The organism is Arthrobacter sp. TJ-254, from assembly GCF_058269175.1.
This window is the reverse complement of record NZ_JBZCNF010000007.1, coordinates 47,859-62,574: the sequence shown is the minus strand read 5'-3', so window position 1 is coordinate 62,574 and position 14,716 is coordinate 47,859. Positions and strand designations below refer to the sequence as shown.

Sequence of the window (14,716 nt, the reverse complement as noted above, 5' to 3'; positions counted from 1 at the left end):
CTCCCGCTGCTGCAGTCCGCGGGTGCCCGGGGGCCAGCCCAGAGCACCTGTAGGAACGATGCCCGTAGCGGGTCCAGTCCGTTTCGGCAGCCTGTTTCCGGTTTCCCACACCGGCCGAGCCCCCGCTAGCCATGTTCATAAGCATGCTGATTAATTGCCGCCCAGGGATTCAACTGTTCCGCTTCTGCGGAAAATATGTGGTCCCGCGAACCCGGTTCGAGGTCTCACCGTGGATGAACGGACACAGCAGGAACTCACGATCGCCGCAGCCTCCCGCGTCGGGCTGGCACCGGCGGAGCTGTGGGTCGAGTACTTCGCCCTCGGCGGGTCCCTGTCACAGTTGGAGATCGAGGCCTACCTGCTGGGGATGCAGGTCCTGCCCGCGCTGCAGCGCGACATCCTGGCACTCGCCCTGAATGAACTGCTTGAGGACACCGCCTCGGAGCTCCGCGTCCCCTACACCACCGACACCCCTGAGGGATCCCGGCAAAGGGCCCCCGACGGATCTGCGGAGGCGGACCTGCCGCAGGGGCTCCAAGACCTCGGAGCAGCGGGCGCATTGTTTCTCACCGCCGCGGAGGCCGAAACCCAACGGATGCGGGCTGTCGACTTGACCGGGCTGCTGGACACCCCGGCGGAGGAACGCTTCGATGCGATCACCCGGCGGGCGCGGGAACACTTCGGGGTCAGCTCCGCCATCGTGGCCTTCATCACCGGGCACCGGCAGTTCCTCAAATCGGTCACCGGCCCGGTGGGTCAGAACATCGCACGGGAAATCTCCTTCTGCAACGAAACCATCCGCAGCGCGGGCCCGCTGATCATCAACGACACGCTCGAAGATGCACGGTTCAAGGCCAATCCCCTCGTTGTGGGCGAGCCCCACATCCGCTTCTACGCCGGCCACCCCCTCGTCGGTTCCGGCGGTTGGACCATCGGCACGCTGTGTGTCATCGACCAGAACCCCCGCACCTTTTCCGCGGGAGACCTGCAGATGCTCAGGGCCCTGGCCCAAGCCACGCAGCACGAAATCACTTCCTGAACCGCCGATGGCCGCACATCGCGGAATCTGCGTTGCCGCGGCGGCCCACTGGTCAGCCGCCGTCCGGAGCGTCCAGCGCGTGCATACGACGCGGATCCGCGGGCCGTCGACGAGCCGTGGCGGGAACCATTGCAGCCGTGCCGGATTCACTTCACGCAGATCAAATACAATCCGCGGAACCGCTGATGTTCTTTGGTCAACTCCTGCTGCGCCTGCGGCGCTACCGGGACCAGCTGATGTCGCTCAGGGCGGACAGCTCCAGCCACGCCGATTCCCTGCCGCTGGGTGCGGCGGAGCGCACCGGGGGCATCCGGTCGACGGCGGCCAGCCGGTCCAGCCCGAGCCCGGTCAGGGCGGCGATGTCGGCCACGGGCACCTGGAAGGTCCGGAACGGGCCCAGCGGCGGGGCCTCCCCGAGGAGCCGGCGGGCCTCGTCCAGGTCCGGCAGCACCGGGGTCTGGTCCACGATGTACCCGGTGGAGGCCAGGTTGCCGCCGTGGAGGAACGCGGCGACCTTGAAGAAGCGCAGCGGGATTTCCACCCCGCGGTACACCGGGTCGGCGTCACTGAAGATCGGCCCGGTGAGCACGATCAGGCGCCGGCGGTGATTGGCGGCGTGCTCCAGCAGGTAGGACTCCAGGCCAAGCCAGAGTTCCAGGCCCTGGTTGAAGCGGGCGGCCTGCGGGGCGGCGTTGGTGTAGTGGAAGGTGTCCCGGTTGGCCTGCTCGGCTTCCTCGGCGGTGTCGCCCCAGACGGCCGAGGCCCGGCGGGCCAGGTGTCCGCGGTCCAGGTCGTTGTCGGCGTAGACCCGCTCCCCGGTCTGCTGGTCTTCCTCCAGGCGCGGATCCAGCCGCCAGCGCAGCCCGTCCCGGTCCCGGTCCATCAGCCGGGCGCCGTCGATGCCCAGGGCGGCGACGGCGGCCAGGCGTTTGTCCAGGCGCATCAGGACGCTGAAGTGGGTGTAGGGGAGCAGGGCAGTCTCCACGTCCAGGGTCAGCCGCGGCACCGGGACGGCCACGCCCAGGAACCGCTCATCGAAACCGGTGCGGCCGGAAAGATCTCCGACCGTCAGGGACGGGCGCTCGGGCGGCAACTGATTCATCCGCAGAACCTATCAAAGGCAGGTGACGGCAGCGTGAACACGCCGGGTGAAGGTCGGACAAGAGAACCTCACCGACAACCAGCCACGACGGTCCAGGCAATACCGTCGGCCGGACCAACGGTAAGCCCCAGTCCTGGGCGCGGCCAGGACCCGGGGCATGATCCTCCATCGCTGAAGGCAGGGCTGACGCTCAACGGTACCCGAGGACCAGCCCTCACACAGCACGACCGCTGTGGGCGCTCCGACGCAGTTTCTGCATGAGAAGGTGAAGGTTCCGGGCAATCACCGGTTCGTGCACCGCGATGGACAGCAGGCGCGGCGGTCCGCGGGAATCCGGCCTCGGTGGGGTTCGGAGGCGGCGCAGGACGAGCCGCTGCAGACAATTCCGGTGAGCCGCCGTCGTCACTCCGGCAGATAGGGCCGATACGGGTCCAGGGTGCCATCGACCACCGGCACGAGGAGGTCGACCGTACCTTCACTGGTTTCGGCGGTCAGCGTCGTCCGTGCACCCGGGGCGTCCCCGGCGCTGTGCAGCAGCGTCGGGTTCGTATCCAAGGGAAGGCTGCCCTGCCCCGGCACGACGACGATCCTTCGCTCGTCTGCGTCGCTGATGGTGACCTCAACCGGCGTCTCTGAGTTGTTCTCCAAAGTGCCCAGGATCCGGGCGGGGCGCCCCTCTGCGGCGGTGACGAGAAGGACGCTGCGCAGGTCCACTGCTCCCACGCTTTTGTCATCACCCACCGCCGTCGAGTTCCAGTTGTCCGCGCCCCCGGAGGCACAGCCAGTGAGCGCGAGTGCTGCACCGGCCAGCACTGCGGCAAGCCTCCCGCCGTGATGTTCATGACGTTGCCGGGGGAGCGGGGGCGGTCGGTGAGGGGGATCCGGGATGGTGTACATCGCTGCCTCCTTGGGAGTTCGCGTTCCAATGGTGTGCTTCGACCGTAGGCAGATCCCGGCCTGCCACGGAACGGGCGAGACCAGCCCGCAACAGCATTCCAAGGCTGTGCCGAGAAACCACGGCGGACCCGGGAGCGTGCCGGCCGACGCGGGCACTGTGCACGCCGATCCATGTCCTGAGGGCCGTGCACCAGTGCACACTGCTGATCAGCGGCACCGATGCGGCGGCCCCACCCCGACAGCCGAGCACCACCAGGCCGGACAGGATCCACGGCCACACCGGTCAGAAAGGGAAAATCCGGATACTTCCGGACGCTCCGCGCCAATCAACGCTGCGGACACTACATCGCCGGTTGACGTTCGGCCGGACGGTACGCGGTTGCGCGTTCGACGGGGCGGTACTCGATGAAGTGAAGCAGGGAGGCAATGCACAGGGCGATGCCGAGCATTTCCAGTGTTTCCTCCAGCAGGGTGAGCACGAAGAACGCCGGGGTGAACCCGGTGCCTGCCAGTGCCAGCCCCGCGAGGGACTCCACGCCCATGCCTCCGCCGACGAACACGGCGCCGGCGATGATCAGCCCGTTGCGCACCCCTGCCGGAAGCGAGAGAACCATGCGCAGCAGAAGCAGCACAACCACCGCGGCAATCACTGCTCCCGGAATTACCCACACGAACCCGAGCTCGAAGGGAAGGAACTTCACCAGGGCGGCCCCGATCACATCCAGGCGTTCGTGCAGCTCGAGCATTTCATCGATTGAGAACAGGACGCACACGGTGGCGAAAAACCACCATGTGCGCCGGAAGCGGGACGCGCTGCGGGCCAGGTAGCCGCCAACAAGGCCGGCAGCGATCCACATGACGGAGCTGTACCAGGTAGGCACATTGATTTCGCGGCCCACATCGAAAAAGTAGAACCAGAAATGAATGTCATCGAAGGATTCCGGGGTGGATTTCTCCAATGCCAGGAACAGGGAACCACTGGCAGCGCTGAGAATCAGGCAGGGAACCAGCAGGATCACAAATGTCCTCAACAGCGGTATCCGCCGCCATGGCCGGCCACCGGTTTCGGGTGTGACTACTGGTAATTCCGCCGGGTGGGAGGCATCACGGGGTGAACTGTTTGGCACGGATTACCTCACACAAAAAGTCATGGAATTTAGGAATGCGGGGTCCCCAGCCTACGGGCTGGTATTCGCTATGTTGACGACGAGGGATGGGTGGGGAATACCCCGCCTCAGGGTGAATTCAGATGAGCGGCGGCGTCACCCTCACTGGCTCAAAGCAGGCGAGCGTCCTACCCGTCGCTATCCGACCGATGCGAAGGCGCCACCGCCTGCGCACGGTCCTGGCTGATAATTCGGATCAGCGCCGCCCGTAGGGCCTCCGAGCCCAAACCGGCGCCGTCATTGAAGTCCTCTTCTGCCTGATCAACCTTCTCCAGAATGGCCCGTCCCTCACCGGTGATCTGGACTGTCACGTTCCTGCGGTCGGTGATGCTGCGGGCCCGGGCAACCAGCGACCGGCTTTCCAGCCGGGCAAGGAGGAATCCGACCGTCTGGCCCTGCACCCTCAGCCGACGCGCCAATTCGACCTGGGATATTGGTCCCGATTCGGCGAGGGCCCGCAGCGTGTTGATTCCGGCATGAGTGACACCCAGCTCGACGAGATGCCCATTCCACGCATGTTCGGTCACCCGTGCCGCCGTGAGGAGAAGCCGTGTCGTTGTCCATTGCTGCGTATCAATCATGTGACCGTTCCCTGCGTTCGTCGGCAACCGATGCGAAGTGGGCTTACTAACTGTTTTCGGTAACCCTAGCCTGATCAGCACGGCGGGGCAGCCGAACTGTCTTCGACGGTCGTCGGCCTTGCCCCACGGTTTGAAGGCCGTACCTTCCAGGAGCCGCAGTCAGAGTCCGCTGACCGTCGGGAACGACGGAACGGGCCACTGCGATCGGCCGGGGGACCCGCGAGGCGTTGACGCCGTCCTTCCGTGCCTGCCGGCAGATCCTCGACGAAACGTTGCGTACCAGGGGTGATTTCCTCCGAAACCGGCACTGCCACCCTCTGCACACGGGTGAAGGACGCCACCACGTACCGGGTGTGGGCACTGCCGATCAGCTTGGGCCACAGGCCGCCTTCGCGCGGCCCGGGAAGGATGGCCGACCGAAGGTCATCCGAGGATGGACAGGGCCCGCGGGATGCTGTCAATGATGACGGCCGTGTTGGCGTCAACGGATTTCACTTCGCCGTCGATCTGATACGGCATGGGCTTGAGAGTCGAGAACCGGTAGTGCGCGTAGCTGGGCTGGTCGCCCAGTCCCTTGGTGGTGGCACGCAGGGCGGTGAGCAGGATCCGCCACTTGGCCATGTGCGGGAAGATGATGACCTCGAACTTCCCGTCGGCAGGGTGGTCACCGGCCTCGCTGAGGGTCGCGTACTTGGCCATCTCGGAGATGTTGGCAAACACGAGACTGTCGAACCTGCGGCGCCTGCCATCGCTCTGGCGGATCTCGAAGGGTTTGAACTTCGAAAAGGTGCGCACAACCGAAAACATTTCCTTGATGGCGCCCTTGCTGCCCTTCTCCAGGTCGATCGCCATCACCGGCGTCAGGCCGAACCCGATGTACGAGTGAGCATACACCGGGTCTGCGTCCGGCTCGTCCATGCTGATGCGCAGCAGATCGATCCGGCGCACATGGCCCTCGATGATGGCCTCGGCCAGGGGCTTGCGCCCCGTGACGCGGCTGTGGTCGTTGGCGTTGCCGGCGGCCAGCACCGCGCACACGGCGTCGTCGCTGCCGCTGGCCATGACACCGTTGACGACCTCGTTATACCCGCCGTCCCCGCTGACCGACACGACCAGGGCGTTGGGCGCCGAGGCCGCCTTCCGTGCCAGATCCACCGCGTGGCCGGCGTGTTCGGTGGGCTGGAGTCTGACGTCCGTCCCGGGCAGCGAGGGCGCCAGCTCATCGCTGAGCTCCGCGGCGAGCTTCGGGGCGTCCCCGGTGCTGTTGGGATTGAAGATGACAGTGATCGTGTCGAACCTGCGGGGTGATGCCATTGGTCTACCTATTCCTGATCATTGGGCCCGGGACGAAGGATCCCGGGCCTGACGGGGTACGTTCCTTCCACGCGTTTCCGCTGGCGGGAAGATGAAGCGTTTGACGTGCGGTGGTTGCGGACCTACGCCGCTTCGGGTTCATCCCGGCGGTCCGCGGTGCCGGCCAGAAAGGACAGGATGCGCTCGGCAACGGCTCCGGAGGCGCTGTGGTGCACACCGTGGAAGGCTCCGTCGATTTCCACCAGTTCCCCGTCCGGGGCGGATTCGGCCAGGTCGCGGGACCAGATGGATCCGGCAACGAGGTCGCGGGAACCGCGCATGATCAGCACCGGCTGCCCGGCCAGGGGCAGGCGTTCCTCGAGGGGGTATTCCATGGCCACTTTGAGTTCGGCCAGGTACCAGCGCGGTCCGCAGCGGAGCATATCGGTGAACTGAAGGGTGTTCAACACCGGTTTCTCCAGGGCGTTGTTCACCGTGAGGGTAAGGGCCTGCTCGGGCACGGTCCGCCGGTGTGCGTCCACGGCCGCGCCGATGAGCACCAGGTGCGAGACGAGGCCGTGGCGTCGGAGCGCCAGCTCGGTGACGCTCTGGACGCCCATGGAGTGGCCGATCACCACGCAGGAGGACACCCCCATCTGATCCAGGAGACCCCCGATGAAGTCCGCCTTCGCCGCGTTCGTCATGCCGTCTGCCGGTTTCCTGGTCCACCCGTAACCGGGCAGGTCGAGCATGATGACCCGCCCGTGGGCGGCGAGCTGGTTGCCGAGGCGCTGGAAGTAGCGGTGGGACATGCCGATGCCGTGAATGAGCACGAACACCTGCACGACCTGCGTCTCGGCCTGTCTCGACGCTGGGGCTTCCGTCCCGGCGTGCCGGTGCGGGATCAGGTGGGCGCGGGCCTGCCGGTCTCCGGTCGTGAAACTGACCTGCCCGCGCGTATGCGCGGGCAGTGGACCCAGCTGCGGCGCATACCGCTCAACGGGGGTGCCCCCCGCAGCCCCGAGGGCACTGAACAGCTCTTTGGGGCCCGGATGCGCTGTTGCTTCGGGGGTGGGCGGGTGTTCATCGATGAACCGGGTGATGGCCGCGCCGACGGCGGCGGCGCCTGCCCGGTGTGCGGCGTGAGCCTGTCCGGGAATTTCCACGAGGTGTCCCTGCCGGGAGGTGCCGGCGAGCCGGGCGCACCAGTCCCGGCGGGCGATGGGGTCCCGGGCGCCGCGGATGATCAGGACGGGCCGGGTCACCAGGGGCAGCCTCTGATCCAGACGGTATGTGAGCATGACGGGCAGTTCCGTGAAGTACCACGGCAGCCCGCAGCGCGCGTAGGCGCCGGCGGCCAGCACCGTGGTGAGCGGGTGTTCCATCACCGTGTCCAGGCCCAGGGACAGGGTGTGGGAAAAGGCAGATGCGTGCGAGGAATCGGTGACGGGGCCGATCAGGACCACCCGGGCGACCAGGTCGGGGCGCTGCAGGGCCAGTTCGGTGACGAACTGGGCTCCCATGGAATGTCCGATCAGGGTGCAGGAACGAAGCTGCGCCGCGTCCAGGGTCCGGGCGATGGCTGCCGCGTAATCCCCGACGCTGAGCGGGCGGCCGGGCTTCGGTGTTCCCCCGAAACCGGGAAGATCGAGCACGTGGGTTTCCGCCGAGGCGCCAAGTTCCTCCTGAAGCCTGCCGAAATAGCGGTGGGACATGCCCAGGCCGTGCACCATGACGAATACCGGCGCCCCACCGGTCACGCCTGCCGGCCGGAAGGAATGAAGACGGCACACCGGTGCGGCGTCGTCCCCGCCGGGCGGGACCTGGACGGTGCCAACCACGTCGGGTCGGAGAGCACCGGGCGCGGTTGCCCCCGAAGCCACGAGGGTGGGAGGCGTCGCAGCGGATCCGGCTCCCCGGTGCGCTGCGGACATCCTGTGCCGAAGAGCGGCACGAAGCCTGGTGATACCGGCACGCTTGCTGCCCAGGCGCCGGGAGCGGTTGTTGGAGGAGGCGGCGGAGGTCCCTGTGTTGGCGCTCACGGGCGCCGGAACCGGTTGACCATGGGGCAGTCGAACGGATCGCGGGCGGCAAGGCCGACCCGGTTGAGGTAGGTGACCACGGCGGCGTAGGAGGCGCCGACGCCGACCTCGGTGTAGGGCACTTTGAGGCGCTCGCAGTGTTCCTTGACGATGACCGCGGCCCGGCGCAGGTGGGGGCGGGGCATGTCGGGGAAGAGGTGGTGCTCGATCTGGAAATTCAGGCCACCGAAGGCGTTGTTCACGAAGGAGCCGCCGCGGATGTTGCGTGAGGTGATGACCTGCTTCTGGAAGAAGTCGAGCTTGCTGTCCTTGGGCACGATGGGCATGCCCTTGTGGTTGGGTGCGAACGAGGCGCCCATGTAGACGCCGAAGACGGCCATCTGCACGCCCAGGAACGCGAAGGCCATGCCGACGGGCAGGAACCAGAAGAGAATGCCGAGGTAGGCGGTGAACCGCACCGCGAGCAGTGACAGCTCAACCCAGCGGCCGTTGACGGTGCCGCGGCGGAAGAGGGTGACGAAGGAGCGGGCGTGGAGGTTCAGGCCCTCGAGGGTCAGCAGCGGGAAGAACAGGTAGCCCTGCCGGCGCGTGATCCAGGCCTGGATGCCCTTGGCCTTGGCCGCGTCTTCTTCGATGAAGGAGATCGTGTCGATCTCAATGTCCGGATCTTTGCCCCGCGTGTTCGGGTCGTTGTGGTGCCGGCTGTGCTTATCCATCCACCAGGCGTAACTGATGCCGACAACGCCGGCGGCAAGGATGCGCCCGGACCAGTCGTTGGCTCCTCGGGTTTTGAAGATCTGCCGGTGCGAGGCCTCGTGGGCGAGGAACGCGATCTGGGTCAGCACGACGCCGAGGACGGCGGCGATGAGAAGCTGGAACCACGTATCGCCCAGCAGCGCGAAACCTGTCCACGCGGCACCCATTGCAAGGCTCAGCAGAACGAATACCGCAACATAGAAACGGCGGCGGCGGTTCAGGAGTCCCTCTTTGCGAACCTGCTTGAGCAGGACCGAGTAGGAGGCGACAACGTCGTTCGGTTTTGAAATCCGGACGGCGCGGCGGACCGGCGTTTCGGGAGCAATCCCCGCGCCTGCCGGGGCGATGGTTGCGGTGATGTCACTCATGGGGTCCTTGAGGGTAGTGGTGCGTGCAGGTGGTGCGGGTGTTGATGCCGGCGCACCCGACCGGTGCCCGCAGAAGGAGCAGGTGGCCGTGGCCGGCGGGTTCAGACAGGTGATCCCCGCGAAGGAGCGCCTACTCCACTGCGGGGATCACCAGGGAGTGCTACGCGTTGTAGTGCTCGCGGCTTCCGGACTTCGCCAGTCCGCGGGCCACCATGTAGCCGATGGTCAGGAAGGTGATCAGCTCCATGCCCTGGTGGGCGTTGAACATGTCGATGCCGTCCTCCGCGTCACCATCGCCGACCACAAGGGCGGTGACTGCAACGGCGATGACCATGGCGATGTAGGCGAAGAACTCGGTGGTCTTCGTCGAGGCCTTCGTCTCGGTCGAGCGGCGGCTTTCAACTGCGTGGTTGCCGTGGTTTGTGCTTTCAAGGGTGCTGTTGGCCATGGAAAATCTCCTCAAGAAGTGTGGGCGGTGAACTCCGATGCTCAGAACGAGCCGGGTCACCAGTGGGATAGGGAGCATGAGGGCCGCGGTTTGCTCCACGCCATTGCTCTACACCGTAGACACTACGGTGTAGAGTTTCAAATAGCAAGGGGGCTTACTAGAAGGTGGATGCTCATGATTCCGGAAAACGGGACAACTGGTGCCGATCAAGGCGGCGAACCTGAAGGCCCGGCCGCACACCCGGGCTCAGGCGGCCGGGGGAAGGGACGGGGCCAGCTCAGCCGAGAAACCGTACTGACCGCTGCCCTTGAGCTGGTCGACGCCGAGGGCCTTGACGCGCTCTCGATGCGGGGCCTGGGTCACCGGCTCGGGAAGGACCCGATGGTGCTCTACCGGTACGCCGAAAACCGGGATGCGCTTCTCGACGGCCTGACCGAACTTCTGCTGGACCAGTGGGAAATCCCCGAGGCCGAGGACATGCCTTCGGCCTGGCAGAACCAGCTCCGTCAGGCCGCCCACCGCTTCCGCTCACTGGTGCTGTGCCACCCCAATGTTGTGCCGTTGCTGGTGACACGCCCGTTGTCCACCCCCATGGGCCTGCGGCCGCTGGGCGCGCTGCGCCCCCTTGAGCAAATCCTCGCCGTACTCAGCCGGGCCGGCTTCGAACCCTCCGGCGCGCTCCATGCTTACCGCGCCTACTACGGCTTCCTCATCGGCCACCTGATCAACGAACTTGAAGAATTCGTCGTCAACCCCGACGAGGACGAACCGGGGCTGCGCCTCGGTCTGCATCGGCTGCCAAAAAGGGACTTTCCCCACCTCCGCCGTCTCGCCTCGCTCCTGCTCGACTACGACGGAGAAACCGAACTCGATCAAGGCCTCACCATCCTCCTTCAAGGCCTCCAAGCCCAGCTGGACGGCCCCGCGCAAACCCCAAGGTGAGTCTTCCCAGGCTTGGAGCCCGGCCGGACCACCCGGCCGTGGTGGTTCCTTCCGCCGTGCACCGTCAGCACCACCACCGATCACGATCGGCCCGAAATTGCTGCCCGGCAGTACCGGCCCCGCTGCCCGAATTTAGGTCCGGGCGCAGACGCCGGGCGCCCGGCGCAGCCGCGGAGTGTGCAGCCGGCGTACCGCAACGAATCCGGGCGCATCGCCGTCCCTCCCCGTCCCGCAGCATTAGCACCACCAGCACGGACAACCAGCGCCCCCAGCACGAGGAATCTCCATTGAAGCTTGAAGTTGTCATCGTTCCCGTCACCGACGTCGAGCGGGTACGGTCCTTCTACGAACCCCTCGGCTTTCGGGTCGACCTGGACACCGCCGACAGCGGAGAGTGCCAAGTGATACACCTGACCCCACCGGGGTCGCAGACCTCGGTCCTTTCCGGCAAGAGCATCACCAACACGGCTCCGGGAGAAGAAGCGTAAGCTGCCGGCAGCTCTCATCGGGACTCACGCGTCGGTGAGAACTCGGCCCGGGCTCATCCAGATGATGCCGAAGGGAGCGCCTCCGTCCGGGAGGCCCCGGGGTCGAGGCGGTGGGTTGAATGGATGACCATGACGGGACGCTCTTTCAGACAGGAGGCAGGAGGCAGGAGGTAGGAGGCAGGGAGTGCCCGGGGCGGGCCTGGCGGGTGCCGGTCCCGCCCCGGGAGGGTGGGTTCTGCTGGCCGGTCAGAGGCCGGCGAGCAGGGTTTCCATTTCCTGGATTTCGGCTTCCTGGGTTTCGACGACGGTTTCGGCCAGGGCGATGGCTTCGGTGTTCTGGCCGTTGTCGATCTGCTCCCGCGCCATGTCGATCGCGCCTTTGTGGTGGGCGGTCATGGATTCAAAGAACATCCGCGAGGCTTCGTCGCCTTCGGTGGATTCAATCTCGGCCATCTGGTCCTCGCTCATCATGCCGTCCATGGATCCGGAATCCGCACCCATATCTCCCATGTCGTGGCCTTCGGCGCCGCCCTCGGGCTCCAGGGGTTCACCCCAGGCTTCGAGCCATCCGGTCATGGTTTCGATCTCGGGGCCCTGGGCGTCCTTGATGCGGGTGGCCAAGTCGGTGACTTCGGCGCTGATGCCATCCTTGGCGAGCATCATTTCGCTCATTTCGACCGCCTGCTGGTGGTGCGGGATCATCATTTGGGCGAACAGCACATCGGCCTCGTTGTGCTTGGTCGATGCTTCCTGCCCGGCCTGCGGGGAGGCGGAGATGCTCTGGTCCGGGCTGGGCGGCATGGTGGAGGTGGTGTTGGATCCGCCGGTCGCACCGCACCCGGCCAGAATGAGGGCGGCGACGGCCAGGGCGGACAGGGAGAGCGAACGCTTTGTGGTGTTCATGGTGAAAAGTCCTTCAATGCTCGTCTGTGCAACTGTGGGATTGCCCGCAGGGGCGGGCGTATGAACTCGGTGACGTGGGCCCTGGAGGGCCCGGGGGCCTGCCGCCGGAGGAAGGCGAGCGGGCGCGCCTTTAGGTGCGGCTGATACCGAGCGTGGTCAGGGAAGGAGCACGGGCCGGCAGTGAGGTCCAGGACAAAGCGGGCGGCCCGCGGCGCTGTATGGTCCAGGGAAGGACGGTTCCGCGCAGCAGGAGCAGGCGGGGTGCCGGTCATGGTGATCTCCCAAATCGTCGAGGTGTGAATTTGGTCCTGGCGCACCAGATGCGGAGGCGGATCCGCCGGGCTGCGCGGAGTAGAGACCTTTACGGCGTGGAACCCCTTCAAGGGGGCGGGACGGCCTTTTCAGGTATACCGAAAATATACCCCATGGGGGTATCTGTCAAGGAGTATTACCGGTTCGCGCGTCCCTGGGATCCGGTTACGCGGCGACCCGTCGGGCGATATATGGGCGGTGCTTACCCGCAGGCGGCCACTTCAACCGTCCGAAACCCAAGCCCTCCTGAGGCCTATCGTGGACCGGATCGTCGACGCCTCGCGGGCGCTCGGTCCGTGTTTGCTGTTGTCGAGCGGTGGGTGCACCTCGAGGTCCACGATGGCGACATCGGGTCTCCGGCCTCTAGTCAGGTAATTGTGCCGGGACCACAATGAAGGCACCCGCGGTGATGTCCGGGGAACATCACGGCCGCAAGTCCAATCTGTGGAGGTGTGCCGTGGCATCAGGGCCGCTCGCTCTGCTTCCCCGAGGGAACGCGCACTTGTCGTAAAGCTAGTGTGCTACCGCCAGAACCTTCACGGCCCCGTCAATAACCGTTTGGGGCTTCGACGAGCAGCTTCCATGTCCCCCTGCCTAGCTGGTACGCCGTCCCGCTGACAGACGCCGTGTGGGGATAGCCCTGACGGCGTGTTCAATGAAGTTGGGCAGCCCTAAGGGGCCCAACAGCGGAGTTCTTTCCCGCGAACCTCGCGTTCGGCGCAAACGCGGCCTACCGGTGATCGCGGATCAACTCGCCGGTGACATGGCGATACATTTCGTACGAACCGATGTCGGGATGGCTGGCCGCCGCCCAGGCGCTTAGCGCATCGCTATAGTCGCTGAGTGGTCCCCCCGGGTCACGAACGCGACGTCTCGCTTCGGCACGCACTTCATTGACGGCGGCCCGCACCTGCGCTGGGAGGACCGGTTCCTCCCGACGGCTTGCCGGGTCGGAAAGGTACTTATGCCAGGCCTTGCTGTGGGACCTCAGCGCTGCATTGAGCTGTTTGTCGTTCATGCCCTCGATTATCAGGGCATGGCGTGCAAAAGCGCATCAGCCACGCACTGACCCCAGACCTGAGGACCACACCGGAAGAAAGGCGACGCATGCACCCGATGCTGTGCACTTGTGTGACATGGTTCCGGCCTACCTGGGTTGATGATTCTGTCCTAGCGGTTACGAGCGCAGCGGCGTGGATGTACACCTCCGTTAGAGGTGGCGGATAAAGGCGGTGAATCGGTCAAAAGCAGGTGCCGCACAAACCGTTCCGTCACCGCGACACTATTTCCGGCCGGCAGGGAAACGCGAATCCCATGTGGAATTTGGCGCCGTTCAGTCGTGTATACCCTGCCCGAGAAAATGCCCGGTGAGGGTAGCCCAGGCGCTGCACCGGATGCAGGCGTCACATACAGGTCGAGGAGGCTACCTACGGTCGCGTAGGGCGGTCCCGGCTTGGCAGGATGGGCAGGTGAGTGAAATTCAGCCAGTCCATCCGGCCGACATCTCCTCCACGGAGGCCGTCGCCGTCGCGGTACCGCACCCATGGCGGCGCTACGTCGCCCTGGGGGATTCCTTCACCGAGGGCATCGGTGACCCAAGCGCCGATAGTATCGGTGGGAACCGGGGCTGGGCTGACCGGGTGGCCGAGGAGCTCGGCTGCGGCTGCAGCAGCTTTTCCTATGCGAACCTCGCGGTGCGCGGACGGCTGCTCCAGCAGATCATCGATCAGCAGGTTGGGCCCGCGCTGGCACTGAAGCCGGACCTCGTGAGCATTTCGGCCGGCGGCAACGACCTGCTGCGTCCCGGAGCGGATCCGGACCGGATGGCAGCCCGCCTCGATGCGGCTGTGCGGGACCTCGGCAGCGGCGGGGCGACGGTCGTGCTCTTCACCGGGCCGGACGTACGCGACACGGTCCTTGGGGGGATGCGCCTGAAGATGGCGGTCCTCAATGAAAACCTCCGCGTCATCGCCGCGCGGCACGACGCCGTGATCGCCGATATGTGGGCGCTGCGGCAGCTTTCCGATCCGGGAATGTGGGCCGAGGACCGCCTTCACTTCTCGCCCCTGGGGCACCACACGGTGGCAATGATGGTCCTCGATACGCTCGCCGTGAACCACACCCTGGAACCGATGCATGCCAAGCCGCTTCCGCCGAGGACCTGGCGCATGGCCCGTACCGAGGATGCTGTCTGGGCCCGCGAGTATTTGGTGCCGTGGGTGCTGCGGCGGCTGCACAACCGCTCCGCGGGCGACGGGATCACCCCCAAGCGCCCGGAGGCGACGACGATCTTCGGCCCCTGCATGCCCCCTGGTGCAGGGATTTAGAAGGGCAGGAGAGCGGAACTGCATCCACGCGGTGCACAGCGGAAAACGACTA

At 66.0% G+C, this 14,716-nt stretch carries 14 protein-coding genes; 4 read left to right on the top strand and 10 right to left on the bottom strand.

The window, feature by feature from the left end; translation table 11 throughout:
* Nucleotides 1-229 precede the first annotated feature (229 nt).
* Entirely contained in the window at nt 230-1,039 is an 810-nt protein-coding gene (locus tag AC4D14_RS17620) for a GAF domain-containing protein (RefSeq protein WP_490903976.1), read from the top strand.
* Between the two features lie 220 nt (nt 1,040-1,259).
* Here the strand turns inward: AC4D14_RS17620 and AC4D14_RS17615 are convergent, their stop codons facing one another.
* The 8 genes from AC4D14_RS17615 to AC4D14_RS17580 form a co-directional block, all read right to left on the bottom strand.
* Entirely contained in the window at nt 1,260-2,141 is an 882-nt protein-coding gene (locus AC4D14_RS17615) for a DNA/RNA non-specific endonuclease (RefSeq protein WP_490903975.1), read from the bottom strand.
* Between the two features lie 402 nt (nt 2,142-2,543).
* The gene (locus tag AC4D14_RS17610) at nt 2,544-3,038 is read right to left on the bottom strand and encodes a hypothetical protein (protein ID WP_490903974.1); all 495 of its coding nucleotides are present in this window, start codon (nt 3,036-3,038) and stop codon (nt 2,544-2,546) included.
* A 341-nt stretch (nt 3,039-3,379) separates the two neighbouring features.
* Nucleotides 3,380-4,069, bottom strand: coding sequence for a DUF8692 domain-containing protein (locus tag AC4D14_RS17605; RefSeq protein WP_490903973.1), 690 nt, complete (start codon nt 4,067-4,069; stop codon nt 3,380-3,382).
* 263 nt (nt 4,070-4,332) lie between these two features.
* Complete coding sequence (locus AC4D14_RS17600; RefSeq protein ID WP_490903972.1) at nt 4,333-4,785, bottom strand: MarR family winged helix-turn-helix transcriptional regulator; 453 nt, start codon at nt 4,783-4,785, stop codon at nt 4,333-4,335.
* Nucleotides 4,786-5,208: 423 nt separating this feature from the next.
* On the bottom strand, nt 5,209-6,099 hold the full coding sequence (locus AC4D14_RS17595) for a diacylglycerol/lipid kinase family protein (RefSeq protein ID WP_490903971.1): 891 nt from the start codon (nt 6,097-6,099) through the stop codon (nt 5,209-5,211).
* 122 nt (nt 6,100-6,221) lie between these two features.
* Nucleotides 6,222-8,120 carry an alpha/beta fold hydrolase gene (locus AC4D14_RS17590; protein ID WP_490903970.1) on the bottom strand — a complete coding sequence of 633 codons (1,899 nt, stop codon included), beginning with the start codon at nt 8,118-8,120 and terminating at the stop codon, nt 6,222-6,224.
* Nucleotides 8,117-9,244 carry a fatty acid desaturase family protein gene (locus AC4D14_RS17585; RefSeq protein ID WP_490903969.1) on the bottom strand — a complete coding sequence of 376 codons (1,128 nt, stop codon included), beginning with the start codon at nt 9,242-9,244 and terminating at the stop codon, nt 8,117-8,119. Before AC4D14_RS17585 ends, AC4D14_RS17590 begins: the two co-directional genes overlap by 4 nt.
* A 160-nt stretch (nt 9,245-9,404) precedes the next feature.
* Nucleotides 9,405-9,692: a hypothetical protein gene (locus tag AC4D14_RS17580; protein ID WP_490903967.1), complete on the bottom strand. Its 288-nt coding sequence runs from the start codon at nt 9,690-9,692 to the stop codon at nt 9,405-9,407.
* Nucleotides 9,693-9,866: 174 nt separating this feature from the next.
* Between AC4D14_RS17580 and AC4D14_RS17575 the strand changes: the two genes are divergently transcribed.
* Together AC4D14_RS17575 and AC4D14_RS17570 are read left to right on the top strand one after the other, a co-directional pair.
* The gene (locus tag AC4D14_RS17575) at nt 9,867-10,634 is read left to right on the top strand and encodes a TetR/AcrR family transcriptional regulator C-terminal domain-containing protein (protein ID WP_490903965.1); all 768 of its coding nucleotides are present in this window, start codon (nt 9,867-9,869) and stop codon (nt 10,632-10,634) included.
* A gap of 287 nt (nt 10,635-10,921) precedes the next feature.
* Entirely contained in the window at nt 10,922-11,122 is a 201-nt protein-coding gene (locus AC4D14_RS17570) for a VOC family protein (protein ID WP_490903964.1), read from the top strand.
* A 246-nt stretch (nt 11,123-11,368) separates the two neighbouring features.
* Here AC4D14_RS17570 and AC4D14_RS17565 read toward each other — a convergent pair whose 3' ends face one another.
* Both AC4D14_RS17565 and AC4D14_RS17560 read right to left on the bottom strand, forming a co-directional pair.
* A complete protein-coding gene (locus AC4D14_RS17565; protein ID WP_490903963.1) occupies nt 11,369-12,025 on the bottom strand; it encodes a DUF305 domain-containing protein in 657 nt (218 codons plus the stop codon).
* A 1,042-nt stretch (nt 12,026-13,067) separates the two neighbouring features.
* Entirely contained in the window at nt 13,068-13,355 is a 288-nt protein-coding gene (locus AC4D14_RS17560) for a hypothetical protein (protein ID WP_490903962.1), read from the bottom strand.
* Nucleotides 13,356-13,815: 460 nt separating this feature from the next.
* On the opposite strand from AC4D14_RS17560, the gene AC4D14_RS17555 reads away from it, so the two are divergent.
* Nucleotides 13,816-14,664: an SGNH/GDSL hydrolase family protein gene (locus AC4D14_RS17555; RefSeq protein WP_490904043.1), complete on the top strand. Its 849-nt coding sequence runs from the start codon at nt 13,816-13,818 to the stop codon at nt 14,662-14,664.
* The last annotated feature ends 52 nt before the right edge of the window (nt 14,665-14,716 follow it).